The 22,495-nt window shown below is 68.7% G+C and carries 25 protein-coding genes, 1 tRNA gene and 1 pseudogene; 19 read left to right on the top strand and 8 right to left on the bottom strand.

Going from position 1 to position 22,495, the window contains the following annotated elements:
- Positions 1–44 precede the first annotated feature (44 nt).
- The 10 genes from RJ03_RS32010 (at position 45) to RJ03_RS36860 (ending at position 5,218) form a co-directional block, all read left to right on the top strand.
- Positions 45–866 carry a helix-turn-helix domain-containing protein gene (locus RJ03_RS32010; RefSeq protein ID WP_036509958.1) on the top strand — a complete coding sequence of 274 codons (822 nt, stop codon included), beginning with the start codon at positions 45–47 and terminating at the stop codon, positions 864–866.
- A 143-nt stretch (positions 867–1,009) separates the two neighbouring features.
- On the top strand, positions 1,010–1,576 hold the full coding sequence (locus RJ03_RS32005; protein WP_083871492.1) for an RNA polymerase sigma factor: 567 nt from the start codon (positions 1,010–1,012) through the stop codon (positions 1,574–1,576).
- Positions 1,567–2,151, top strand: a complete 585-nt coding sequence (locus RJ03_RS32000; protein ID WP_198163799.1) for an anti-sigma factor family protein — start codon at positions 1,567–1,569, stop codon at positions 2,149–2,151. The genes RJ03_RS32005 and RJ03_RS32000 overlap by 10 nt, the downstream gene beginning before the upstream one ends.
- Positions 2,148–2,528 (top strand): Asp23/Gls24 family envelope stress response protein, encoded by a 381-nt coding sequence (locus tag RJ03_RS31995; protein WP_036509844.1) that lies wholly within the window; start codon positions 2,148–2,150, stop codon positions 2,526–2,528. Before RJ03_RS32000 ends, RJ03_RS31995 begins: the two co-directional genes overlap by 4 nt.
- Positions 2,525–2,848, top strand: a complete 324-nt coding sequence (locus RJ03_RS31990; protein WP_232329284.1) for a hypothetical protein — start codon at positions 2,525–2,527, stop codon at positions 2,846–2,848. The genes RJ03_RS31995 and RJ03_RS31990 overlap by 4 nt, the downstream gene beginning before the upstream one ends.
- 99 nt (positions 2,849–2,947) lie before the next feature.
- Entirely contained in the window at positions 2,948–3,463 is a 516-nt protein-coding gene (locus RJ03_RS31985; protein ID WP_036509943.1) for an Asp23/Gls24 family envelope stress response protein, read from the top strand.
- Position 3,464: 1 nt separating this feature from the next.
- Positions 3,465–3,653 (top strand): hypothetical protein, encoded by a 189-nt coding sequence (locus RJ03_RS31980; RefSeq protein ID WP_030515548.1) that lies wholly within the window; start codon positions 3,465–3,467, stop codon positions 3,651–3,653.
- A complete protein-coding gene (locus tag RJ03_RS31975; RefSeq protein ID WP_036509841.1) occupies positions 3,650–4,000 on the top strand; it encodes a hypothetical protein in 351 nt (116 codons plus the stop codon). Before RJ03_RS31980 ends, RJ03_RS31975 begins: the two co-directional genes overlap by 4 nt.
- On the top strand, positions 3,997–4,569 hold the full coding sequence (locus RJ03_RS31970; protein WP_051025544.1) for a DUF6286 domain-containing protein: 573 nt from the start codon (positions 3,997–3,999) through the stop codon (positions 4,567–4,569). Before RJ03_RS31975 ends, RJ03_RS31970 begins: the two co-directional genes overlap by 4 nt.
- Positions 4,570–4,636: 67 nt before the next feature.
- Complete coding sequence (locus RJ03_RS36860) at positions 4,637–5,218, top strand: hypothetical protein (RefSeq protein WP_036509839.1); 582 nt, start codon at positions 4,637–4,639, stop codon at positions 5,216–5,218.
- Positions 5,219–5,272: 54 nt separating this feature from the next.
- On the opposite strand, the gene RJ03_RS31960 is transcribed toward RJ03_RS36860, so the two are convergent.
- Both RJ03_RS31960 and RJ03_RS31955 read right to left on the bottom strand, forming a co-directional pair.
- Positions 5,273–6,571 carry a D-arabinono-1,4-lactone oxidase gene (locus RJ03_RS31960; RefSeq protein ID WP_036509837.1) on the bottom strand — a complete coding sequence of 433 codons (1,299 nt, stop codon included), beginning with the start codon at positions 6,569–6,571 and terminating at the stop codon, positions 5,273–5,275.
- Between the two features lie 150 nt (positions 6,572–6,721).
- Complete coding sequence (locus RJ03_RS31955) at positions 6,722–7,396, bottom strand: TetR/AcrR family transcriptional regulator (RefSeq protein WP_036509835.1); 675 nt, start codon at positions 7,394–7,396, stop codon at positions 6,722–6,724.
- Between the two features lie 219 nt (positions 7,397–7,615).
- Here RJ03_RS31955 and RJ03_RS31950 point away from each other — a divergent pair.
- The 6 genes and pseudogenes from RJ03_RS31950 to RJ03_RS31925 all read left to right on the top strand — a co-directional run bounded on the left by RJ03_RS31950 (position 7,616) and on the right by RJ03_RS31925 (position 15,471).
- Positions 7,616–9,042 (top strand): annotated as a pseudogene (locus tag RJ03_RS31950) (MFS transporter).
- A gap of 837 nt (positions 9,043–9,879) precedes the next feature.
- A complete protein-coding gene (locus RJ03_RS31945) occupies positions 9,880–10,281 on the top strand; it encodes a DUF190 domain-containing protein (protein WP_083871489.1) in 402 nt (133 codons plus the stop codon).
- A gap of 47 nt (positions 10,282–10,328) precedes the next feature.
- Entirely contained in the window at positions 10,329–11,984 is a 1,656-nt protein-coding gene (pgm, locus tag RJ03_RS31940; protein ID WP_036509833.1) for a phosphoglucomutase (alpha-D-glucose-1,6-bisphosphate-dependent), read from the top strand.
- A 14-nt stretch (positions 11,985–11,998) separates the two neighbouring features.
- A complete protein-coding gene (locus RJ03_RS31935) occupies positions 11,999–13,213 on the top strand; it encodes an MFS transporter (protein WP_174372367.1) in 1,215 nt (404 codons plus the stop codon).
- Positions 13,214–13,317: 104 nt separating this feature from the next.
- The gene (locus tag RJ03_RS31930; protein WP_371507202.1) at positions 13,318–14,511 is read left to right on the top strand and encodes an alpha/beta hydrolase family protein; all 1,194 of its coding nucleotides are present in this window, start codon (positions 13,318–13,320) and stop codon (positions 14,509–14,511) included.
- Between the two features lie 252 nt (positions 14,512–14,763).
- Entirely contained in the window at positions 14,764–15,471 is a 708-nt protein-coding gene (locus RJ03_RS31925) for a DUF8020 domain-containing protein (protein ID WP_036509829.1), read from the top strand.
- Positions 15,472–15,568: 97 nt separating this feature from the next.
- On the opposite strand, the gene RJ03_RS31920 is transcribed toward RJ03_RS31925, so the two are convergent.
- A complete protein-coding gene (locus RJ03_RS31920; protein WP_051025552.1) occupies positions 15,569–16,594 on the bottom strand; it encodes an NAD(P)H-dependent amine dehydrogenase family protein in 1,026 nt (341 codons plus the stop codon).
- Between the two features lie 80 nt (positions 16,595–16,674).
- Positions 16,675–17,502, bottom strand: a complete 828-nt coding sequence (locus RJ03_RS31915; protein WP_232329285.1) for an SDR family oxidoreductase — start codon at positions 17,500–17,502, stop codon at positions 16,675–16,677.
- A gap of 94 nt (positions 17,503–17,596) precedes the next feature.
- On the opposite strand from RJ03_RS31915, the gene RJ03_RS31910 reads away from it, so the two are divergent.
- Both RJ03_RS31910 and RJ03_RS31905 read left to right on the top strand, forming a co-directional pair.
- Entirely contained in the window at positions 17,597–18,193 is a 597-nt protein-coding gene (locus tag RJ03_RS31910; protein ID WP_036509825.1) for a TetR/AcrR family transcriptional regulator, read from the top strand.
- A 111-nt stretch (positions 18,194–18,304) separates the two neighbouring features.
- A complete protein-coding gene (locus RJ03_RS31905) occupies positions 18,305–19,006 on the top strand; it encodes a DsbA family protein (RefSeq protein ID WP_051025551.1) in 702 nt (233 codons plus the stop codon).
- 88 nt (positions 19,007–19,094) lie between these two features.
- Here RJ03_RS31905 and RJ03_RS31900 read toward each other — a convergent pair whose 3' ends face one another.
- Together RJ03_RS31900 and RJ03_RS35420 are read right to left on the bottom strand one after the other, a co-directional pair.
- Complete coding sequence (locus RJ03_RS31900; protein WP_063012258.1) at positions 19,095–19,328, bottom strand: hypothetical protein; 234 nt, start codon at positions 19,326–19,328, stop codon at positions 19,095–19,097.
- 55 nt (positions 19,329–19,383) lie between these two features.
- Positions 19,384–20,907: a DUF222 domain-containing protein gene (locus RJ03_RS35420; protein WP_083871487.1), complete on the bottom strand. Its 1,524-nt coding sequence runs from the start codon at positions 20,905–20,907 to the stop codon at positions 19,384–19,386.
- A gap of 125 nt (positions 20,908–21,032) precedes the next feature.
- On the opposite strand from RJ03_RS35420, the gene RJ03_RS31890 reads away from it, so the two are divergent.
- Positions 21,033–21,105: transfer RNA gene (locus tag RJ03_RS31890), tRNA-Ala, on the top strand.
- Positions 21,106–21,471: 366 nt separating this feature from the next.
- Here the strand turns inward: RJ03_RS31890 and RJ03_RS31885 are convergent.
- Positions 21,472–21,999 carry a DUF5994 family protein gene (locus RJ03_RS31885; RefSeq protein ID WP_036509819.1) on the bottom strand — a complete coding sequence of 176 codons (528 nt, stop codon included), beginning with the start codon at positions 21,997–21,999 and terminating at the stop codon, positions 21,472–21,474.
- Between the two features lie 44 nt (positions 22,000–22,043).
- Entirely contained in the window at positions 22,044–22,406 is a 363-nt protein-coding gene (locus tag RJ03_RS31880) for a DUF5994 family protein (RefSeq protein ID WP_245552455.1), read from the bottom strand.
- Between the last annotated feature and the right edge of the window lie 89 nt (positions 22,407–22,495).

Raw genomic sequence — 22,495 nt, 5'->3', positions numbered from 1 at the left:
CCAGGGCGTGGATAAGGGGGCCCGGACAGATACAGGATGGTGTGGTGGCACGATCGGAATTCGGCGAGTTTCTCATCGCGCGGCGGGCGCAGCTGCAACCCGAGGATGTCGGGTTGCCGGTCGGCCGCCGGCGACGCACCCCCGGACTGCGTCGCGAAGAGGTCGCGGCGCTGGCCGGGGTGAGTGTCGATTATCTCGCCCGCCTCGAACAGGGCCGCGATACCAACCCCTCGATGGCGGTGCTGGGTGCGCTGGCCGAGGCGCTGCGGCTCAACGAGGTCGAACGCCACCATTTCGGCAATCTCGCGGTCGGTATGGAACACGCGCGTGAGTGCCCGTCCTCGGGTCAGGCGCGGGAACAGGTCACCGATACCGTGCAGGCCGTCCTCGATGCGATGCATCCCACCCCGGCCTTCGTGGTGGGCCGGTGGCTCGACATCCTCGCCTGGAATCCGGCGTGGCGCGATTTCGCCGAACCGCTGGGACTGCTCGACGAGGTCGCCGAACACAATCTGGCCACCTACTTCTTCGCGCATCCGCAGGCGCCGCAGCGGTGGCGGGACTGGCCGGTCGCCGCGGAGATGATGGTGTCGACGCTGCGTTCGGCGCGCACGCACTGGCCCGACGATCCCGGGCTCGACGCGCTGATCCAGGGATTGCACCGATTTCCGGAATTCTCCTGCCGCTGGCGGGAACACCGGGTCACCGAATTCCGGTCCGGTGCGCTGCACATCGACCATCCGCAACGCGGCGAGGTAGAGGTCGAGATCCAAACACTCAGTCCGGCAATCGATCAGAGTGTGCAGGTGTGGCTGGTCGACCGGCGCGCCGTGCGCACCCCCGCCTTACGACTGGTCAACGAATAACCTCCGCGCCCGAGTCCGCTCAGCTGTCGATCCGGACACGGAATCCGCGGTCCGCGACTCGTGAGACGCCGATCACGCATAATCCAACGTGAGGATTCCTGCCGGCCGGTGTCTATCGATTCGAGCAGCGGAGGAGGTGCTGTGTGACCGAGGCGGCAACGGCACCCGAGGCAGCGCTGGACGACGCCACCCTGACCGGGCGCGCACGTGACGGCGATGTCCGGGCTTACGAGCAACTGGTGCTGCGGTATCAGGGAGCGATGTTCCGGTTGGCGGCGCGGATGCTGGCCGACCGGTCCGAGGCGGAGGACGTCATCCAGGAGGTGTTCCTCACCGCGTGGCGCCGCCTGGCTCAATTGCAGGACGACAGCGCCTTCCCGAGGTGGTTGTACCGGATGACCACCAATCGGTGCCTCAACGTCATCCGGTCCCGGCCGGACCGCGCCGACGTGGATCTCGACACCACCGAATCGCCGCAACGTGCGACCCAGCCGGAACACGCGGCACAGGTGCACGATGAGATGGCCGCGCTCACCGCGGCGTTGCAGCGGCTGACACCCGAACAGCGTGCCTGCTGGCTGCTGCGGGAGGTGCACGGCCGCTCCTACGAGGAGATCGCCGAGATCGTCGGCACCAACACCACCGCGGTTCGGGGGCGGATCGCCCGAGCCCGGGCGCAATTGGCGGAGGTGATGAAGCCGTGGCGCTGAAGGAGATGACCGACAGCGACTACACGCTGCCCTGCGGGCGCAGCGTCGAACAGGTGTGGGACCGGCTCGACGCCGTGGAGGCGGGGCTGGCCGACGAACACGAATCGGAGTGCCCGCACTGCGGGGCCGCGCGCGAGAGTCTGCTCACGCTGCGCGCCGCCACCCGCGAACTCGTCGACGAGCCGGATCCACCGCCGCCCGCGATGTTCGACCGGATCATGTCGGCGGTACGGGCCGAGGTCCGGCGCGGACGCATGGTGAGCCTCACCACGCCGCATCCGGGCTCGATCGAGGTGAGCGAACAGGCCATCGCGGCGGTGCTGCGCTATGCCGCCGACACCGTGCCGGGTGTGCGCGCCCGCAGCTGCCGCATCGACGACCACGGGGCCGATCCCGACGGCCGCCACGCGATCACGGTGGCGCTGTCGATCTCGCTGCGGCACGGCGACACCATGGTCGAACGCGTCGTTCCGCAGGTGCGCGAACGAGTGCGGGCGGCGGCCACGGCCCGGGCCGGTCTGGCGCTGGAGCGGCTCGATATCACCGTGGTGGACGTCTACCAGGAGGAGCCGTGAGCGCGGGATTCGCGGAGAAAGCGGAATATATCGCCTCGGATGCGGTAATCGCCGCAGTAGCGGCTCGGGCCGCGGCCTCGGTTCCCGGGGTGGCGCGGCTGGAGCCCGGTGTTCTCGGTTTGCTCGGCCATCTGGCCCGGACGGGACGGCAGTGGTGGAGCAGCCAGGACATCGCACCCGGTGCGGGCGTGCGCGTCCGCCACAGCGGTGGCTGGCTGAAGGTGCAGGTCGACCTGTCGGTGCGGGGCGGATGCCAGGTCGGCGAGGTCGGGCAGGCGGTACAGCAGGAGGTGGTCCGGATGGTCGCGCAACAGACCGGGATGCTCGTCGACGCGGTGTCGGTGGCGATTCTCGATATCGCACCGGGAGCGTCGTGACGGCGGCCGTGAGCGAGGACGAGCTGGCCGGCGACATCGTCGCCGCGATCGAATCGGTGGCGGGATTGCGTCCGGCCGTGCCGCCGGGCGTCGACCTCGCCGAGTGGGTGCCGCGGCTGGGTCCGCGCTCGGCGGTGGACGTGAGTGCCGAGGTCGTCGAGATCCGCGTGATCGCCTCGGCGCTGCCGCTGCCGCCACTGCTGGACAAGCTCGCGGCGGCCGTGGGCGAACTGCAGGACGCCACCCGGTGGGCCGGTGCGCGACTGCGGATCGTGGTCACCGATCTGGACGCCGAAGCGTTCGACACCGCGATTACCTAGATCATCGATCTCGCCCGTGACATTTCGCCGTCGGCGGTGTCGTAGCTAGTGAAGGTTCGTTATCCGCTGTACCGCAAGGGAACTGAACTGGAGGTAATCATGACCAGCACGACAGCCGGTAAGGGCGCGGAGAACGCCAGGGCCGAAGCGGGTAAGGACACCGGGGGCGGCGCGGGCCAGAGCGGAGCCGCGGCCAAAGCGCCCGCCCGGACCAGCAGCGCGCTGGTCAGCGATCAGGGCACGACCGCCATCGCTGATGCCGTCGTCCAGAAGATCGCCGGGTTGGCGACCCGCGAGGTGCGCGGGGTGCACAACCTCGGCGGTGGCGCGGCGCGCGCGTTCGGCGCCTTCCGCGATCGCATTCCCGGTGCTTCGGCCAGTGTGGGACAAGGGGTTTCGGTCGAGGTCGGCGAGACGCAGGCGGCGGTGGACCTGGAGATCGTCGTCGAATACGGCGTGTCCATCGCCGAATTGGCTCGCGCGGTGCGCCGCAACGTCATCACCGCGATCGAGCAGATGACCGGACTCGAGGTGGTCGAGGTGAACATCAACGTCAATGACGTCTTCATCGAAGAGGACGAGGATCAGCCGCCGGCCCGCGAACGGGTGCAGTGATATGAACGCCACCACGATCTGCCTGATCTTCGGTCTCTCCCTCGGTTTCGCCGCGGCGTTCGGCGGTTTCGGGGCCTTCGCGGTGGTGCTGATCTTCGGTGCGCTGGGACTGGTGATCGGCCGCTGGCTCGACGGCCATGTCGACCTGTCCGGCCTGATCCGTTCGGCGCAGGATCGGGGCCGGAAATGAGTGCCGCCGCGGAGACGGCGCCGGCGTCGCTGCTCTCCGCGGCCGAGTACCGGGGTCGCACCACCGTGTCCGAGCGTGCGGTGCGGCGCTTGGCGGCGCGGGCGGCGCGTGAGGTCGACGGTGTCGCCGCCGGCCCCGAGGTGTCCGCGCGCGTGACGGCCGATACCGCCGTGCTGCGGGTACGCCTGCCGATCAGCTATCCGACGCCGGTCGCGGTGGTCACCGAGGCGTGCCGCGAGCATCTGATGCAGCGCACCCACGAACTGTCCGGACTGGTCGTTCCACGCGTGGACATCGAGGTGTCCGAACTGGTCAACACGATCGAACCCACCGGACGGCTGCGATGAACCGCAGGCCCCGGCGCATCACCCCGGCCGTACTGGTCGCACTGGCGTTGCTGGTGATCGCGGTCCTCGTGGCGGTGTCGCTGATCCAGAACCTGGGCAACGCGAAGGAGTTGGTGTCCTACCACAGCATCGCGGTGCGTCTGCACGACACGACCTGGCACAGCTACTGGGTGCTCGGTGTCGGCATCGCGCTGGTGGTGCTCGGTGCGGTGCTGCTGCTCGCGGCGCTGCTGCCCGGCCGGCGCGTGGTGGAAGCGCTGGACGCCGAGGAAGGGATGGACGCCGGAATCACCCGGCGCAGTCTGGACGGCGCCCTGACCGATGCCGCGGGCTCGGTCGCCGGCCTCGAAGCGGCGCGAGTTCGCCGCGGCCGCAAGAACATTCGGGTCACCGGCCGCGCCGCCCACCCCGACCACGCCGATCTGGAGCAGACGGTCAACGCCGCCGTCGGCGACCGCCTGGCCCGCATCGCCCCGAAATCCGCCCCACCCGTCAGCACCCGCCTGCGCGCGGCGCAGCAGCCGGAGCGGGTGGACAAGCGAGTGCATGTTCGCAAGGAGGTGTTGTGAGCGACAATCGCGCAGCGGCTCGCGACACCGACCGGGTGCGGGTGTCCCGCAGGTCACAGGAGGTGTTGTGAGTTCGAGCTCGGCCAATCGTCCTGCACGGCTCAATCGGGCGTTGCTCGCGCTCATCGGGCTGGCGCTGATTCTCGCGGGCGCCTATGCCATTCTCGCGTACGCCGGGGTGCTGCACTGGGTCGACCGGGACGCGCCGCTGGTACCCGGCACCGCCGAACCGTCGCAGTGGGTGTTCGTGGCGGTGGTGGCGGGCGCGGTGGTCGTGGGCCTGGCGGCGCTGCGATGGCTGGCCGCCCAGTTCGCGCGGCTGCCGGCACGGATGCGCTGGCATATCGGCACGGTCGGTAATTCCGGTGAGACGCTGATGGATTCGAATGTCGCGGCCGCCCCGGTGGCGACCGATATCGAGTCCTATCCGGAGGTGCGGTCGGCGCAGGCCAGGCTGTCGGGTCCGGGTCGCGCACCGGAACTGCACCTGGTGGTCACGGCGGAGCCCGACGCCGATCTGACCGCGCTGCGCCGGCGCATTCTCTCCGATGCGGTGGGCCGGCTGCGGCAGGCGCTGGAGGTCGACGCCGTGCCGGTGTCGCTGGAGTTGCGGCTCGCCGATCGCGGCCGCACCGCGCGGGCGCGGTAGCGGGCGAAACAGCCTCGCCGCCAACGTTTCCCGGAGCCGGACGAGGCGGTCCGTTCAGTCGAGGGGACCGAGCACCCGCTCGACATAAGCGTTGGCGAAGCGGCCCTTCGGATCCAGCCGCCGTCGCACATCCTGGAAGCGATCCCACTCCGGATAGCGCCCGCGCAGTGTTTCCGCGGTCTGGAAGTGGCGCTTACCCCAGTGCGGCCGGCCGTGGTAGCGATCGAAAATCGCTTCGCAGGCACGGAAATACGGTTCGTAGTCCATGCCGCGGTATTGGTGCACGGCGATGTAGCAGGTGTCGCGACCTCCGGCGGGGGAAAGGAACGCGTCGTCGGGCGCCACGAATCGCACCTCGGTCGGCATCGGCGAATCGAAGTGCTGCCCAACGGCTTTGATCTCGCGAATGGCGTCGACGGCGTATTCGCGCGGGATGGCGTATTCCATCTCGGTGAAGCGAAACAGCCTGGGGGAGGCGAAGACTCGGTAGGAGCGGTCGATCTGGCGGCGGTAGCTGCCGGCATAGGCCGCGCCGCGGTGGATCCACGGGATCAGGCTCGGTTGCCGGCGGGCGAGGCGGCACAGCGCGTCGAAGGTGTGGTTGGACATCAGGATGTCGGCGAACCAGTCCACGGCCTTGGCGCGGGGCTGTTCGGCGAGCTGGACGCGGTTGTTGCGCTTGGTCATCGCCAGTGGGCTGTGCGCGAACATGTAGAACTCGAAATGTTCGTTGCCGTCGACGAATTCGTCCAGATCGGTCAGCACCTCCTCGACCGGAACGGGCCGCTCGACTCCCTCGAGGACGAACGACGGCACCAGCTGCAGCGTCACCGCGGTCACCACACCGAGTGCGCCGAGGTTCACCCGTGCCGCGCGCCAGCCGTCGGGGTCGCTGCGTTCGTCGAGTTCGATCACGCTCCCGTCGGCGAGCATCAGTTCCACCGAATGCAGTGCGGCGGAAATGTTCTGCAGCGCCGCGCCGGTGCCGTGGGTGGCGGTCGCGGTCGCGCCGGCGATCGACTGCACATCGATGTCGCCGAGGTTGGGGAAGGCCAGGCCGAGCGGGTGCAGGGCGGTACTCAGCTCGTTCAGCGTCGCACCCGCCTCCACGCGCGCCAGGCCCGTGGCGCGGTCGACCTGCAGAATCCGGTTCAGCTGCGAGAGCTGCAACAGGGTGCCGTCGGTGAGCACGGTGTCGGTGAACGAATGCCCGGCTCCGGCCACGCGCACGGTATGGCCCTCGGCCTCGGCCCGGGCCAGAAGTTCGGCGACGTCGTCACGTGTGCGCGGAGCGGCGTAGGTGGCCGGCGCGCACCGTTGATCGCCGGCCCAGTTCACCCACGAATTGGTCATGCGTCCAACTTTAGAACATGGCCGAACTGTGCGCCAGCCCTCGTTCGAGCGCGAACGTGTCCGATCACACGTCCGCGATCGGGACGCGGTACTTACGTTGCGGGGTGATCGCTCGGTAACGTTGGCGGGTGCACGGTGCCGGGCAGGGAATTACCTTCTGCGGCAGGCGAATACGGCTTCCTTCGCTTGATCGACGTCGTCGTCGTTCAGGGGCGGAACCGTCAGCTGTTGCCGCGGGATGCAGTCGCCGCGCACGCCGTCCAGGACGATGGCCATGTAGCGGCGCCAGACCTCGGGATTCACCGGCTTGGCGAAGCTTGCGATCGCCTCCACCATGTTGATCATCGCGAAGAAGTCCGACGCGGCGATCCCGGGCCGCAGGACGCCCTCGGCGGCGGCCTTGTCGAACAACCTGGTGACCATCGGCTTGATCCGTTCGCGAACCGAGACGAAGCGCTCCATGGCGTCGGGCAGCTCGAGCATCACCTCACCGAAGCCGCGGTTGCTGGCCATATGTTCGCAGCACCACTCGAACAGCACGGTCAGTCCGTGCCAGGTGTCGGGATCGGCATAGGCGGCCTCGGTCGCCTCGGCCATATCGGTGACGGTCTGGTCGAAGACCTCGCCGATGAGCTCCTGCTTGTTCGCGAAGCGCCGGTAGACCGTGCCCACGCCCACGCCGGCCGCCTCCGCGACGTCGTCGAGGGTCACCTCCAGGCCACGATCGGCGAACAGGTCTCTGGCCGCTCTGAGGATCCGCGCGTGGTTGCGGGCGGCATCGGCGCGCAGGCGCCGGGGAGCGGGAGCGGCCGTGGCGTGATTCACACTGCGATATTACCAAGTTCGGGGATTAACCGGAGGCGCTCTCTCCGTTATCGTGATAGCTTTCCATGCAAGCGGAGGCGACTCCTCCACTTCAACTTCCACCTCAACCGCCGTCGGACAAGGAACCCCATGACTTCCGCGATCGATCTCGAAAAGAGCCGGTCGGACCTGCCGTCGAGGCATTCGTCCGGCTCCGCGGGCCGCCGTGGCTCGCACGCAATGCGCTGGTGGGTGCTCGCCGTGCTCGGCGTCGCCCAGCTGATGGTCGTGCTGGACGCGACCGTGGTGAATATCGCACTTCCCGAGGCCCAATTGGACCTCGGCTTCTCCAACGCCGACCGCCAGTGGGTGGTCACCGGTTATGCCCTGGCCTTCGGCAGCCTCCTGCTGCTGGGCGGCCGGCTGAGCGATCTGTTCGGCAGACGCACCACCTTCATCATCGGACTGGTCGGCTTCGCGGTCGCCTCCGCGGTCGGTGGCGCGGCCAACGGCTTCGAAATGCTCGTGGTGGCTCGTGTCGCCCAGGGTGTGTTCGGCGCTCTCCTCGCGCCCGCCGCGTTGTCGCTGCTGACGGTGACCTTCACCGAACCGTCGGAGCGGGCCAAGGCCTTCGGCATCTTCGGTGCCGTCGCCGGTACCGGTGGCGCGCTCGGCCTGCTGCTCGGTGGCGCGCTCACCGAATGGGCCTCGTGGCGCTGGGTGATGTACGTCAACCTGATCTTCGCCGCCGTCGCGCTGGTCGGCGCCGTGCTGCTGCTGGCCAAGCACACCGCCGAGCACCGGCCCAAGCTCGACATCCCGGGCACGATCACGGTCAGTGCCGCCCTGTTCGGCATCGTCTACGGCTTCTCGCACGCGGAATCGCACGGCTGGTCCAACGGGCTCACCCTGACCTTCCTCATCGGCGGTGCGGTGCTGCTGGGCGTGTTCGCGTGGCTCCAGACCCGCGTCGAGCACCCGCTGCTGCCGCTGCGGATCCTGCTCGACCGCACCCGGCCGGTTCCTACATGACGGTCTTCGTCATGGGTATCGGGATGTTCGCGATCTTCCTGTTCCTGACCTACTACATGCAGCTGACGCTGAAGTACTCGCCGATCATGACCGGCGTCGCGTTCCTGCCGATGATCGCGGCGATGATCGCCTCCTCGACCACGGTGCCCTCGCTGCTGCTGCCCAGGATCGGACCGAAGATCACCGTCGCCGCCGGCTTCCTGATCGCGGCCGCCGGGATGGCGTGGCTGACCCGGATCGGACTGGACACCGGCTACGCCTCGCACATCCTCCCGGCGTTGATCCTGCTGGGCCTGGGTCTCGGTGGCGCCATGTCGACCGCCTTCCAGGGGTCGACCGCCGGTGTGCACCACGAGGACGCCGGTGTGGCCTCGGCGATGGTGAACACCAGCCAGCAGGTCGGTGGCTCGATCGGTACCGCGTTGCTGAGCACCATCGCGTCCTCGGCGGCGGCGAACTACCTGTCCGGCCGCCAGCCCACCCAGCTCGCGGTCGCCGAATCGCTGATCAAGAGCTACACCACCAGCTTCTGGTGGGCGACAGCGATTTTCGTGGTCGGCGCGGTCGCCGCGGCGGTGCTGATGCCCAGCACCGCACCGGCCCCGGCCGAGGGCGAGCCGGTGCTGGCGCACTGAGCACGACCGCGGTCACAGGGTGAATCACCCTGCGTGACAATCGGATAGGTGCCCCGGACTCGACGAGTCCGGGGCACCGTCGTCTCTCGGTGCGGGTCGCGCTGGGTGAAGTCCGCGAACGGGTCCGCCGCTGTCCCGGGTGCGTACGGCACGGGCCGCGTCGTCTCGTCGCCGGAGCCACCGGCCGGCCGCGGCGACACGAGGGACGCGCCCGAGCGTCGTTCGGTGGCTACTGCCGTGGACGGGGCCGCGATGCGCCGGCACCCGTCCGGGCAGTGACCGGTGCGGATTCGGTTACTCCTCTCCGTGCCGCCGGAGAGCAAACCGACGGCTAGCGGCAGGGCGGCGCTGGTGAAGCGGTTCGGGACGGGGGCTGCCGAGTCGTGTGCGATACGGCGGATCGCGGATGGGAGCCGAACAGGGCAGGCCGAATCCGTCGCCCGGACATCGCCCGGTCGGGGCCGCGCAGTCGATGTGGCGGGCCCGTGCGACCCGGATGCCGGGCCGCGGCGCGATCGCTGACAGTTAGCATGTCTCCACACATTCGGTCGGGCAGGGAGGTGCACCAGGTGGGTTCGCGAACCGGCGCCGCGGTGGTGGTCACGCCGGAGGGGCCGAGCGTGGCCCGGACGAGTTTTTGCTCGTCGCAAGCGAATCCGTTAGTCTGGACAGCTCTCTGTGGCATATGCGACCGCTGCTCCGCCCGATCGGACGACGCTCTAGACTGCACGGATCGGGTGTGGTGGGTCCGCCGCTCGGATCGGTGGGCGGTGGTGGTGACAGCGCGCGGCGCGGCAGAACGGACAACTGGTACGGCACGACGACAGGGGGTTGGCGATGAGTGAAGCACCGGACGAGTCCGCGATGCAGATCGTCACCGAAGCCGATGCGTGGCAGCCGGATCCACGCTGGCGGTCCGCGGCCCGCTTGACGGTGCTGCTCGGTGAGGACGACCACTACAAGCATCGGCCCCGCTATCACGAGATCGTGCGGCGGGCGCGCGACAGCGGCCTGGCCGGGGCCAGCGTCTGGCGCGGTATGGAGGGCTACGGCGTCTCCTCGCGCATCCACACCAGCCGCATGCTGGATCTCGCCGAGAACCTGCCCGTGATGGTGATGATCATCGACGATTCGCAGCTGCTGCGCGATTTCGTGGTGGCCAACGCCGAACTCTTCGAATCCGGGACCGTGACCCTGTCCGCGGTCCAGGTGTGGCAGTCGGGCGGGGTGTCGCCGTGATTGTGATGACGAGCCGGGCGCAGGCGCCGAGGAAGGGAGGCCCGAGCATGGCCCACGATCGAGCCGGCCGACCGGCGCGGGCCAGCGATCTCGAGGATCTGCCGCATCTGGTGACGGCGTACTACAGCCGCATCCCCGATCCCGCCGAACCCGCCCAGCAGGTGGTCTTCGGCACGTCCGGCCATCGCGGTTCGAGCCTCGATTGCGCGTTCAACGAGGCCCACATCCTCGCCATCACCCAGGCGATCGTGGAGTATCGCGCCACCCGCGGCATCACCGGCCCGGTGTATCTGGCTCGCGACACCCACGCGCTCTCGGAACCGGCGTGGACCACCGCGCTGGAGGTGCTGGCCGCCAACGATGTGACCGCCGTGATCGACAGCCGCGGGCGTTATACGCCGACCCCGGCGCTCAGTCACGCGGTGCTGCGCCACAATCGGGGCGGCACCCGCCATCAGGCCGACGGCATCGTGGTCACGCCGTCGCACAATCCGCCCCGCGACGGCGGTTTCAAATACAACCCGCCGCACGGCGGGCCGGCCGATACGGTCGCGACCGACGCCATCGCCGAGCGCGCCAACGAACTGCTGCGTGGCGGGCTGGCCGGAATCAAACGCACCACGCTGCAGCATGCGCTGGCCACCGGTGTGCAGCGCTACGACTATCTCGACCAATACATCGCCGATCTGCCCAACGTGTTGAATCTGGACGCGGTGCGCGGCGCCGGAATCCGGTTGGGCGCGGACCCGATGGGCGGCGCCAGCGTCGACTACTGGGAGGAGATCGGCCAGCGCTACGACCTCGAACTCGAGGTGGTCAATCCGTTCGTCGACCCCACTTGGCGGTTCATGACTCTCGACAGCGACGGCAAGATCCGGATGGATCCGTCCTCGCGCTATGCGATGGCCTCGCTGGTGGCGATCCGCGACGACTACGACATCTCCACCGGCAACGACGCCGACGCCGACCGGCACGGCATCGTGACACCCGATGCGGGATTGATGAATCCCAACCACTTCCTGGCGGTCGCCATCGAATATCTGGTCGCCAACCGGATGGGATGGGACGCGCTGACCAAGATCGGCAAGACCGCGGTGACCTCCTCGATGATCGATCGCGTGGTCGGCGTGCTGGGCCGGCAGACCCACGAGGTGCCGGTCGGCTTCAAATGGTTCGTCCCCGGATTGTTCAGCGGTTCCCTGGCTTTCGGCGGTGAGGAGAGCGCCGGGGCCTCGTTCCTGCGCCACGACGGCACGGTGTGGACCACGGACAAGGACGGCATCCTGCTGGCGCTGCTGGCCGCCGAGATCACCGCGGTCACCGGCCAGAGTCCGTCGGCGCGCTACGCCGAACTCGAAAAGCGTTACGGCACACCGGCTTACGCGCGCATCGATGCCGTCGCGAATGCCGAGCAGAAGCGGCGGCTGGCCGCACTGACACCGGACGACATCACCACCACCGACATCGCCGGGGAATCGGTGCTGTCGGTGCAGACCCGCGCCCGCGGCAACGGCGCGGCGCTGGGCGGGGTCAAGGTCACCACCGAGAACGCGTGGTTCGCGGCCCGCCCGTCGGGCACCGAGGACAAGTACAAGATCTACGCCGAATCGTTCGAGGGACCCGAACATCTGGCGCAGGTGCAGGCGGCCGCGGAGGAAGTGGTCGGACGCGCACTCGGCATCGAGGAGTCCGCGGTCGACTGATTCGCGGGCATGTGGTGAACGACAGTCACGGTGCCGGTTCCCGGCTGCCCGCCGAGACCTGGGTGCTGATCGGCGCGGCATTCATCATCGCGCTCGGATTCGGGCTGGTCGCACCGGCGTTGCCGCAGTTCGCCCGCAGCTTCGGCGTCGATGTCGCGGCCGCCTCGGCGATCGTGAGCAGTTTCGCGCTGATGCGCCTGCTGTTCGCGCCGGTGAGCGGGCGGCTGGTGCAGCGGTTCGGTGAGCGCGCGCTGTATCTCACGGGTCTGCTGGTCGTGGCCCTGTCCACCGGCGCGTGTGCGCTGGCACAGACCTATTGGCAGCTGATCGTGCTGCGTTCGCTGGGCGGGATCGGATCGACCATGTTCACGGTCTCCTCGCTGGGACTGGTCATCCGGCTGTCGCCGCCCGGTGAGCGGGGGCGGGTGTCCGGGTTGTGGTCCACCAGTTTCCTGATCGGCTCGCTGGCCGGTCCGCTGCTCGGTGGTGCGCTGAGCGGGCTGGGGCTGCGTGCGCCGTTCGCGATCTACGCGGTGGCCCTGCTGGCGGCGAGTGGCGTGGTGTTCTGGAAGCTGCGCGGTTCGCATCTGGCCGAACCGGTGGGCGCCGAGCCGATGTCGGTGGTGAGTTTCGGTCGCGCACTGGCCGATCCGGTGTACCGGGCCGTGCTGTGGTCCAACTTCGCCAACGGCGCGGCGGTGTTCGGCGTGCGGATGGCGCTGGTTCCGCTGCTGGTCGTGGAGGTTCTCGGCGAGTCGCCGGGAGTCGCGGGGGTGGCGTTGACGGTCTTCGCCTCGGGGAATGCCGCGGTGCTGTTCGCCTCCGGCCGCTTGTCGGACCAATGGGGGCGCAGACCCTTCCTGATCGCCGGCACCCTGGTGTGCGCGACGGGCACGATCGCGCTGGGGCTCGCGCCGAATGTGGTGTGGCTGCTGGGGGCCTCGTTCGTGGCCGGTCTCGGCTCCGGAATGTACACACCCGCGCAGCAGGCTGCGGTCGCCGATGTGATCGGCCCGCGGGCGCGCGGTGGCCCGGTGCTGGCCGGTTATCAGATGGCCGCCGATCTGGGCACCGTCGTGGGGCCGATCGCCATCGGGTGGCTGGCGCAGCGGGTGTCGTTCGGATTCGCGCTCACGGTGACCGGTGCGCTGCTGGTGGTGGCCGCGGCCGGATGGACGGTGGTGCGCGAGCCGCTGCGGAGGCATCTGGTCACCGCGTCCGCCGACTGAGTGCCGCGACGTCGGCCGCGCGGTCCTACCTGGCGGGAGCATCGGCCTTCGATCGCCGAGACCGCCCTACCCTGTGGCCGACCTACTGGATCCACAGAACGGAGATCACCGTGCCGGCTCGTCGAATACGGAAATCGGCTCGGATCGGCGTCGGTGTCCTGGCAGTGGGCTTGGCGGCCGTCGCCTGCTCCGGCGCCTCGGAGACCGATCCCGCCACCCTGCGCGCGGGACAGTTGCTGACCGCGCGGCCGCTGACGAGTGCCGCCGCCCTGTCCGGTGCGGCGAGCACGCGCCTGATCACCTATGTCTCCGACGATGCGCACGGGCAGCCGATCGTGGTGTCGGGCACCGTCGCGGTGCCTGCGGGAGCACCGCCGAAGGACGGCTGGCCGGTGCTGAGCTGGGCCCACGGGACCACCGGCTACGCCGACACCTGCGCGCCCTCCGCCGACACCGCGGACGGTCCGGATCACGACTACCTGGGACCGGTGAACCGGATCCTCGGCAGCTGGGTCGCCAAGGGCTATGCCGTGGTTCAGACCGATTACGAAGGGCTCGGCACTCCCGGCGGGCATCCGTACATCAACGGCGCGAGCGAGGCCGATACGGTCGTCGACATCGTGCGCGCGGCCCGGGCGCTGGATCCCACGATCGGGAAGCGCTGGGTCGTCGCCGGGCACAGTCAGGGCGGGCAGGCGGCGTTGTTCACCGCGCAGGCCGGGGCCGCGCGGGCGCCTGAACTGGAGCTGAAGGGTGCGGTGTCGATCGCGCCCGGTGGGGTGGGGCTGAGCGGGACCGTCGACTACCTGCGATCGAATCGCCCCGGCGCCGAAGGGGCCGAAGCTTTCCTGCCGGTGATTCTGCTGGGCGCGCACGCCGCCGAACCGGCCATCGATCCGGACGCGTTGGTGACGCCGCAGGCCGCGCCGCTGCTCACCGCCGCGCGGACCGGCTGCCTCGCCCAGATCCGCGCGGTGCCACCGGTGCCGCCGGCGCAGGTCTTCGCGCCGAACGCGGACGTCGGACCGCTGACCCGCTATCTGGACGAGCAGGACCCCAGCCGCGTGACCCCGACCGTGCCGACGATGATCGCCCAGGGCACGGCCGATGCCGCCGTCGCGAAACCGGGTACCGACGCTCTGGTGAAAACGCTGTGCGGCAGGGGAGTTCGCATCGACTACCGGGTCTACGACGGCCAGGATCATCGCGGCAGTGTGCCCGCGTCACTGGCCGACGCTCAGGATTTCGTGGCGCGGGTGATGGCGGGCGAGCCGACCGCCACCTCCTGCGGTCACTGAAACTCACTGCGACACAGAGTGTCTCGCCGCCGGCCCGTGCCGGCGGCGATTCGTCGTGCGCTGACCGAAGTGTGTGCCGACAGCCGGCGATCCGGCGCGGATCCCCGGTTCACCGCCCGTGTCCCGCTGAACGAGAGGCCGCTCCCTGCACGCGCCGCGCTGTGACATGTTCCACAGGCATGTTGTTTGCGTATCACCGTCGGCCGTGTCCGCAATTGTGCAGTGCCACGGTGATTTTCGAGAGGAGAACCGATGAGGGTTCAACGCTGGGTAGCCGCCACCACGCTCGCCATCGCGACCGTCACCGCCTCGTCCGCGTACGCCGCGGCCGACCCTGCCCTGCCGGATACCGCGGCGCCGGCACCGAACAGTGCTGCCACGGACGGCGCCGTGCACTACCGGGCCATGAATACCGGTGCCGCAGCGGTGATCACCACCGATTCGGGCTCGATGGACGTCTCGGACGGGATCTTCCGGATCAGATCCGCCGCCGGTGCGGTACTGGCGGGGATCCCGCTGACGATTCGTATCGACGACGTCGCCTATCCGGTCGAGGCATCGATTCGTGACCACACCGCCACCCTCACTCCGGTCGCGCTGCCGTTCGAGGACGAGGCGCCGTGGCGTACCCGCTACGAGCGAGAGCAGGCGGCGTTTTCCCGTGCCGCGCTGCAGATTACGACCGCCGCCGCGGGTGGCGCCGCGGTCGGCACCGCGATCGGCGGTATCGCCGGATGTATCGGCGGAGCGCTGGTCGGCGCCGTCGTCACCGGCATTCTCGCGGCGCTGTTCGGTGCGGGGCCCCTGGCGGGCTGTCTGGCCGGGATCGCCGTGGGTGCGGGGATCGGCGCCTTCGCGGGCGCCTTGCTGGTCGCGGCCCCGGTGGCCGTCGCCTCGGTGATTCAGTACTTCACCACAATCAACGAGCCGTTCGTCCCGAAGGGGCAGCCGGCGAAGTGAGCACAGGCTGCGAGTTCGCGTCGCCGGCCTACTCGGCCTGCGGCGCGAATTCGGAGCTGCCCCCGAAAGACGCTGCGGGAGAGCGCCTTCCGGTATCTCAGCGAATGGTGCCGATGCCGGGGACGAGGGGCAGGTCCAGCGGTGTCACCCAACCGGGCGGCAGGGCGTTGACCGCGGGAACGGCATTCAGGGCCCGCATCCCGGTGGCGAGACATCCGGCCACAGCGGGGGTGCGCCCCGATCCGTCGGTGAACCGGAAGGAGGTTTCCTGCGAGATGGACGGCGAGCCGACGATGTCGACCCGGTACACATCGTCCTTCGTGCCGGCGGGCCAGTCGGGAGCCGCGTCGGTGCCGATGCGGTTGACGTGCTCGAGCGTGATGACCTCGCGGCCGCGGTAGACCCCGTTGATCGTGAACCGGATGGCGGCGACGTCGCCGGCCGCGACGACACCCTTCGCGGACGGCCGATCCACGGGAGTCACCCATTTCTCCCACGTGGTCGTGATGGTGTCGAGTTCGATGCCGACGGCCGTCGCGATCATCGGCACGGTGGCGCCCCACGCCATGATCAGCAGCTCGGGTATCTCCAGCATGGCCTGGAATTCCGGCGGCCGCCCGATGCCCATCTCGACTTCGTAATCGCCCTCGTAGGAGGTGTAGTCGAGCAGCTCCGAGGCGCGCACCGACTCCACCTCCCCGCACAGGCCCAGCAGTGTCATCGGGAACAGGTCGTTGGCGAAGCCCGGATCGATACCGGTGGTGAAGCAGGACGCGCCACCAGCGGCGCACGCCTCGGTGATCGGATCGCGCCAGGCGGCGGGTGTCTGCGCCATCTCCGGCCACACCCACGGTGTCATCGCGGTCGAGCACACGTCGATCCCCGCCCGCAGGAACGACCCGATGACCCGGATGTTCTCGTCGGCGAACTGTGCGGTCGGCCCGTAGTGCACCACCGCGTCGGGGCGCAGCGCGATCAGTTCCGCCACCGAATCCGTGGCGCGGATACCGGTTTCGCCGCCGCCGCACAGCAGTCCGGCGTCACGCCCGACCTTGTCCGGGTTGCTGACACCGACGCCCACCAGTTCGAAGACCGGATGGCGGATGATCTCGGCGAGCACCATCGAGCCCACCACCCCGGTACCCCAGAGGACGATTCGCTTCTTCGCGTCGGTCACCGGAACTCCTTGCAGCCGTGATTATTTCAATTGTGGTATTCGCCGCAGTCGACGGTGAGAATCTGTCCCGTGACGGCGGAGGCGAGGTCGCTGGCGAGGAACAGGGCGGCGCGGGCCACCTCCTCCGGGGCGGCGAGGCGTTTGAGGTCGGTGGGTTCGGCCTTGCGCCGGTAGATCTCCTCGTGGGTGACGCCGTCCTGGGCGGCGAGCCAGTCGAAGTAGGCCTTGTTCACGTCCTCGTAGATGTAGGAGGGCGCGACGCTGTTGACCCGGATGCCGCGCGGGCCCAGTTCGGTGGCCAGCGACGAGGCGAGATGGGCGAGTGTGCCCTTCGACAGTTTGTACCCGGCGTAGATCGGCTCGGAATCGAAGCTCACACAGGAATTCAGCATGATGATCGAGCCGCGCGTGGCGGCCAGCGCATCGGCGAACAGTGTCGAAAGCCGCAGCGGCGCGAAGACATTCGTCTCGTTCGCGGTGCGCAGCGCGTCCAGCTCGATCCCGGTGATCGGTTCCATCGGCGGGATGGCGAAGGCGTTGTTGATCAGGCAGTCGACTCGGCCGAATTCGGCGAGGGCCCGCTCGACCAGCGCACTGCGCTGCTCTTCGTCGGTGATGTCGGTGGGCACCACCAGCGCCTTGCGGCCGTGGGACCGCACCACCTCGGCCATCTTCTCCAGCCGTCGCTCGGTGCGGCTGACCAGCACCAGATCCGCGCCCATCCGGGCGGCCTCGGCGCCCAGTGCGCGGCCGAGACCCGGGCCCACACCCGACAGTACGACGACCTTGCCCTCGAGCAGGGGGAGTGGCCGATAGGTATCCGTGGCGGCGATCGGCTGGTCGGTAGTGGACACGACGTCTCCTCGAATTCAGCAGTTACAGAATGTAACGACTCAGATGTGACAGACTGTAACGACTGATGCTCGCGCTGACAAGGACGGTTGTGTCGTGAACGCTCGCCATCGACTCGGGCCGCATCGCGATCCGGAGGTGGATCGAGCGATCCTCGAGGCTGCCCGCGAGCTGCTGGTGGAACGGGGCTATGCCGCCGTGTCGATCGATGCGATCGCCACCCGCGCCGGGGTGAGCCGGCCCGCGATCTACCGGCGCTGGCCGTCGAAGGCGCATCTGATCGCGCGAGCGGTCTTTCCGGACGTCGGCGGCGAAGAGGTGGCGACCGATCTGGTCGAAGAGATCCGCACGGTGATCCGGGGCACGATCCAGCTCTTCGGGGCGCGGCCCGCGCGCGAGGCGATGCCCGGGCTGATGACCGAGATGCGTGCGGATTCCGGTCTGTATCAGAAACTTTCGGCACGGCTTGATACGCCGACCCGGCGCGAACTAGCGCGATATCTGGATTCCGGGGCCGTCCGCGGCGGGGTCGATTCGGACACCGTGCTGGATATGATCGCCGGCGCCGCGCTGTTCGCCATGTGTATCCGGGATATCGACGATACGGAGGGGTTCGCCCGCTCGCTCGAGGAATTGGTCCTCTACGGACTGGTCGGTGTGCCCGCAGGCGAGGCGGAGGAACCGCGGGCGTAGGCCGGCGATATCCGGTTGCCGGGAAATCGGACGGCCGGATTCCGGCGAGGGACCGGTTTTGGCAGAGTGGACGCCGTGAATTCCTCGGATTCGAAATACACACCGCGACCGATGTCGAACCGCACCACGTATGCGCTGGGCGCGGTGGCTCTGGTCGTCGTCGCGGTGATCGTGGTGCTCGTCGTGCGCTGGAACAGCGACCATGGTCTGACGGTGCAGGAGGACGGCTACGGCGCCGCGCACGATCCCGCCGTGCAGGCGCTACTGGATTCCGACGGCGCGATCGTGCTCGGTAAGACCGCCGCGGCGAAGACGATCGATATGTTCGAGGATCCGATGTGCCCGTCCTGCGGGGCGCTCGAGCATTACTACGGACAGCAGATCGCCAAAGCGATAGACCAGGGGAAGCTCGCGGTGCGCTACCGGTTCGTGAACTTCCTGGATCCCAAGTCGAGCAGTAAGGACTATTCCACCCGCGCGGTGGCCGCCAGCGAATGTGTGGCCGATGCCGGTGACGGCCCGGTGTTTTCGAAATTCCACATGGCGCTGTTCACCACGAAGCAGCCCAGCGAAGACGGCGGCAATCTGACCAACGATCAATTGGCCGCGATCGCCAAGGATTCCGGTGCGCCCGCCGACGTGCAATCCTGCATCGCCAAGGGGGACCGGGTGGACTCGGCGCGTAACCACGCCCAGTCGTCGCTCGCGGCCTTGAAGGACGCGGTCGGCCAGGTGCAGACCCCCACCGTGCTCGACGGCGGCAAGAACGTCGACGTGGAGAATTCGGATTGGGTCACCAAACTGGTGAGCTGATCACCTCCGCGCGGCACTGTCGCGCTTGTCGAGGTCCCGGCCCGGACGGTATCCCCAACCGCCCGGGCCGGAGTCGTAGTACCGGCGTTCAACAGATCTCGTCGTCGCCGAGTAGCACCTCGTAGATGCGATTGCGCGCGTCCGCGATCGCGTTCACGGTGTCACGCAATTGCCCTGCCATGGCGGCATAACCGGTGCCCGCGGCCGTGCGGTCGAGTTCGGATTCCAGCCGGAGCCGCAACTTCTCGAGCGCGGCGATCCGTTCCCGTTCCACACCGGCGTCGATAACGGTCGGCGCGGGTGGACGATCCTGGCAAGTCATGGTGTTCGCGGTGTCCTCCGATCACTCGTGTGTGCAGTTGTGGTGCGAAAGATGTTCAGCGCCGGTAACTTTCACCGGCCAGGAGACAGTCCTCCGGTGTGCCCTCCGCGAGGCGTCGATGCACCAGGGCGTGATCCCCGATCGGGTATGCCGGGTCGAGCGTCGAAACAGGCCATGCCGCAACGGATGTGGATACCGGGCCCGAGCCGACCATCGGCGTCTCGGTATCCCGATGCGGGAACAGGTAGCGAGCCACCTCGTCGACCGTGGTGTGCACGTCGCCGGTCGGACTCGTCCACCGCACCCGGTCCGCATCGAGCCGGCGCACCTCCCACCGGGTCCTGCGCTGCACGGTGAGCAGCGCCAAGCGGGAATGATGGGAACACAACGTAAACCGTTGTCCGCTCGGCGAACTCGCGTGGGATGCCCCCGCTGCTGTACGGCCGTTGCCGCGGGCGTATGCGGATTTCCCGATCGGCGATTCCGTTCCGGGCGCGACATCCCGATTCTTCTGGCTGCCGGCGGCACCACCGGGCCGATTCCCGTCGGTATTGCCCGTGCTCCCCTCCGGTACGGGCAAGTCTGTTGTCGCGGCGGGCATTACGCAGCCCGGGAATGCGCACAGGCCGTCCATTCGCACGGCGGATTCGGCCACGGAGACCGATTCGCCCCGCTCGGCGATCCGCCGCGCAAGCTCGGCGTCGATCGGCCCGTAGCCCGCCAGATAGGCGGGTTCCTCGCTCTCCCCGCTCAGAGCTTCGGCGCTGACACCGACCTGGATCAGCGGGCGGCGAGTCCTGGCACGTCCGGACGTGCGTCGCGCATCCGACGCGAGGTTCTCGGAAACTGTTGCGGTACAGCGCTTTCCGCGTCCACAGGCACAGTCGAGCCGCTGCGCCCCCTCGGCGAGGGCGACGAGCGCGTCCGCGCGGCGTTGCGGCATGGTGCGCGGGTCCTCGGGGCACACCTCGTATGCCATGTCCCGCAGTCGCATCGCGATCGTTTCTGCCCCGTCCGCGGGCAGAAGACCCGCCACGACCGCGGCGCCGTCCTGGACCGCGGTCAGGCGGATATCGCGACAGTCCTCACGCTGTTCCCGCCGCCGCTGCTCACCCGGGCCGTCGAGTCGGCTCAACCAGCGCCGCGCGGTCTGCCGTAGCCGGGCCGGTGTGGTCCGTGCGGCGGCCTCGACGAGCGGGACTTCGAGATCGGCCAGCAGATCGCTGGACAGTCCGCGCGCATTGTCGACGATCACCTGCACCCGCGACAGATCGATGCGGCCGGATCCGAACGCCTCCCGCGTATGCGGCAGCGCGTCCAGTGCCAGCCCGATATCGATCAGCGCGGCCGCGACTTGCTCGGAAACCTGCACCGCCGTCGAGACTTCCGCCGCGGCGAACTCTCCCGCCCGCACCCCGCCCGGTCCGGGCGCGGCGTTGCCGGCGCGATGCCGCCGATACAACTCGCGCACCGCCCGCACCTCCGCCGCCTGTGCGAATGCCGCCGCCCCATGTGCCCGTCGCAGCGCATCGACCAGCCCCTCGTCGCTCATCGCCTGAAGCTCTCTGCCATCGAACATGTGTTCGAGTCTATCGTTCGAACGTGTGTTCCACCACCCCTGTATGCAGGCGATTTGGTGCGCCGAACTCAGGTGGTGTAACTTCTTTCAAGCACGCGGGGAACACCCCCGGGGTGCGAAAATCTGGGGCTATGGCGCAGCTGGTAGCGCACCACACTGGCAGTGTGGGGGTCAGGGGTTCGAGTCCCCTTAGCTCCACTTCACAGCGAATCCGCAGGTCACTGACCTGCGGATTCGCTGTTATGTGGCATCGCGCGAACTCGTTGCGCTAGTTGATCGCCGAAGATGAGTACGACGAAGCCGGCGATCACTGCGGATGCTTCGCTGGGGTCGATGTGCCTGTGCGCGGGTTGCGGCAGCAGGCCCTCGACGAGGGACAGTCGGTTTGGGTCGCTTCCGTTCGGGTATGGGCTGGGCAGGTCACCGCATCTTCCCGGGAATATGCAGCGATCGAGAACGCGTCGGTTCAAACGAGTAGCCGACGCGTTCGACCGGCCCAGTGTGTGTGCCGGTTGACGAGCCCGCGACGAGTCGGCGCGGCGGGCACGCGCCCGCTGCGATTTTTCATCGGTCGTGCGGATTCGGGTCGCCGGTTCGCCATCGCCGCACCGCGTCCGCTTGAGCGGTGCGGTTGCGCCGTTCTCGCGGGGTGATCATCAGCAGTTCGTCCACGGTTGAGGCGTCGCCGGTGGTGGCGGCGGCGTTCATCGCGGCGAGGGCCCGATCGTCGTCGGTGTAGGGCGGGACGACCAGGATGACCAGTCGACGGTCGCGGGTGCCCAGCATTTCGATCGTGTTGACGGTCCCGTTGCGGTGGCCTTCGAGGCGGATGGCCAGCCCTTCGACGACCAGATCGCTGGGCGCGTTCGCCCACTCACCGAGGCGGTAGGTGATCCGGCGGACGGGTCCGAGCCGGCCGGACACGCTCGCCAGCAGCGCGGGCAACTCGACAACGAGGTCGTCGCTGCGCGGCCACCACGCTCCGTCGACGTAGCCGATCTTCGCCGAGTCCGGTTTCAGCCGCAGCCGCGGTACCAATTCCCCGACCGAGCCCGAGTTCTCCCTGTTCGGGTGAACATTCTCCGGTGTCATGGTCGACGCTCCTGTCTCGAGCGGGTATCGGTCCGTTGCTGGTGTCACGGTCCGGGTGGTGGGCCGAGATGGCCGGCCGCGGCAAGCCGCATGCGTTCCCGGGCGACCTCGGGCGCCGTGGCGGCGGGGATGACGAGCAGCGCGAGTGCGGTGTTGTGCGCTCCGTAGAGATGCACGACCTCGGGCGGTTGGTCGTCGCTGCGGCCCTGTATGCGAATGTGGTCGTCGGTACCGATGCGTCGTTGGGCGAGACTTGTTGCGTTCCATTCGAATCCGACGCGCATCGTGGTCCCGAGGCGTGGGGCGACGGCGCTGATCAGGTCGTGCAGTTCCGACGTGAGATTCGGGGTCCACGGCCACCAGGCGCCGTCGACGTTTCCGGGGACGGCACCGCGTTCGCGGAGCATCAGACGGGGTGTGCGTGTGGGTGTGCGGAAGGGCTGTCGCTCGTCCGAGGCGGACGTGTCCGTCTCGAAGTGGTTGACGATCGGACGTC

Source organism: Nocardia aobensis NBRC 100429 (genome assembly GCF_000308375.1).
GTDB classification, from domain to species: domain Bacteria; phylum Actinomycetota; class Actinomycetes; order Mycobacteriales; family Mycobacteriaceae; genus Nocardia; species Nocardia aobensis.
The sequence above is the reverse complement of the archived record's forward strand: the minus strand, read 5'-3'. Positions and strand labels throughout refer to the sequence as shown.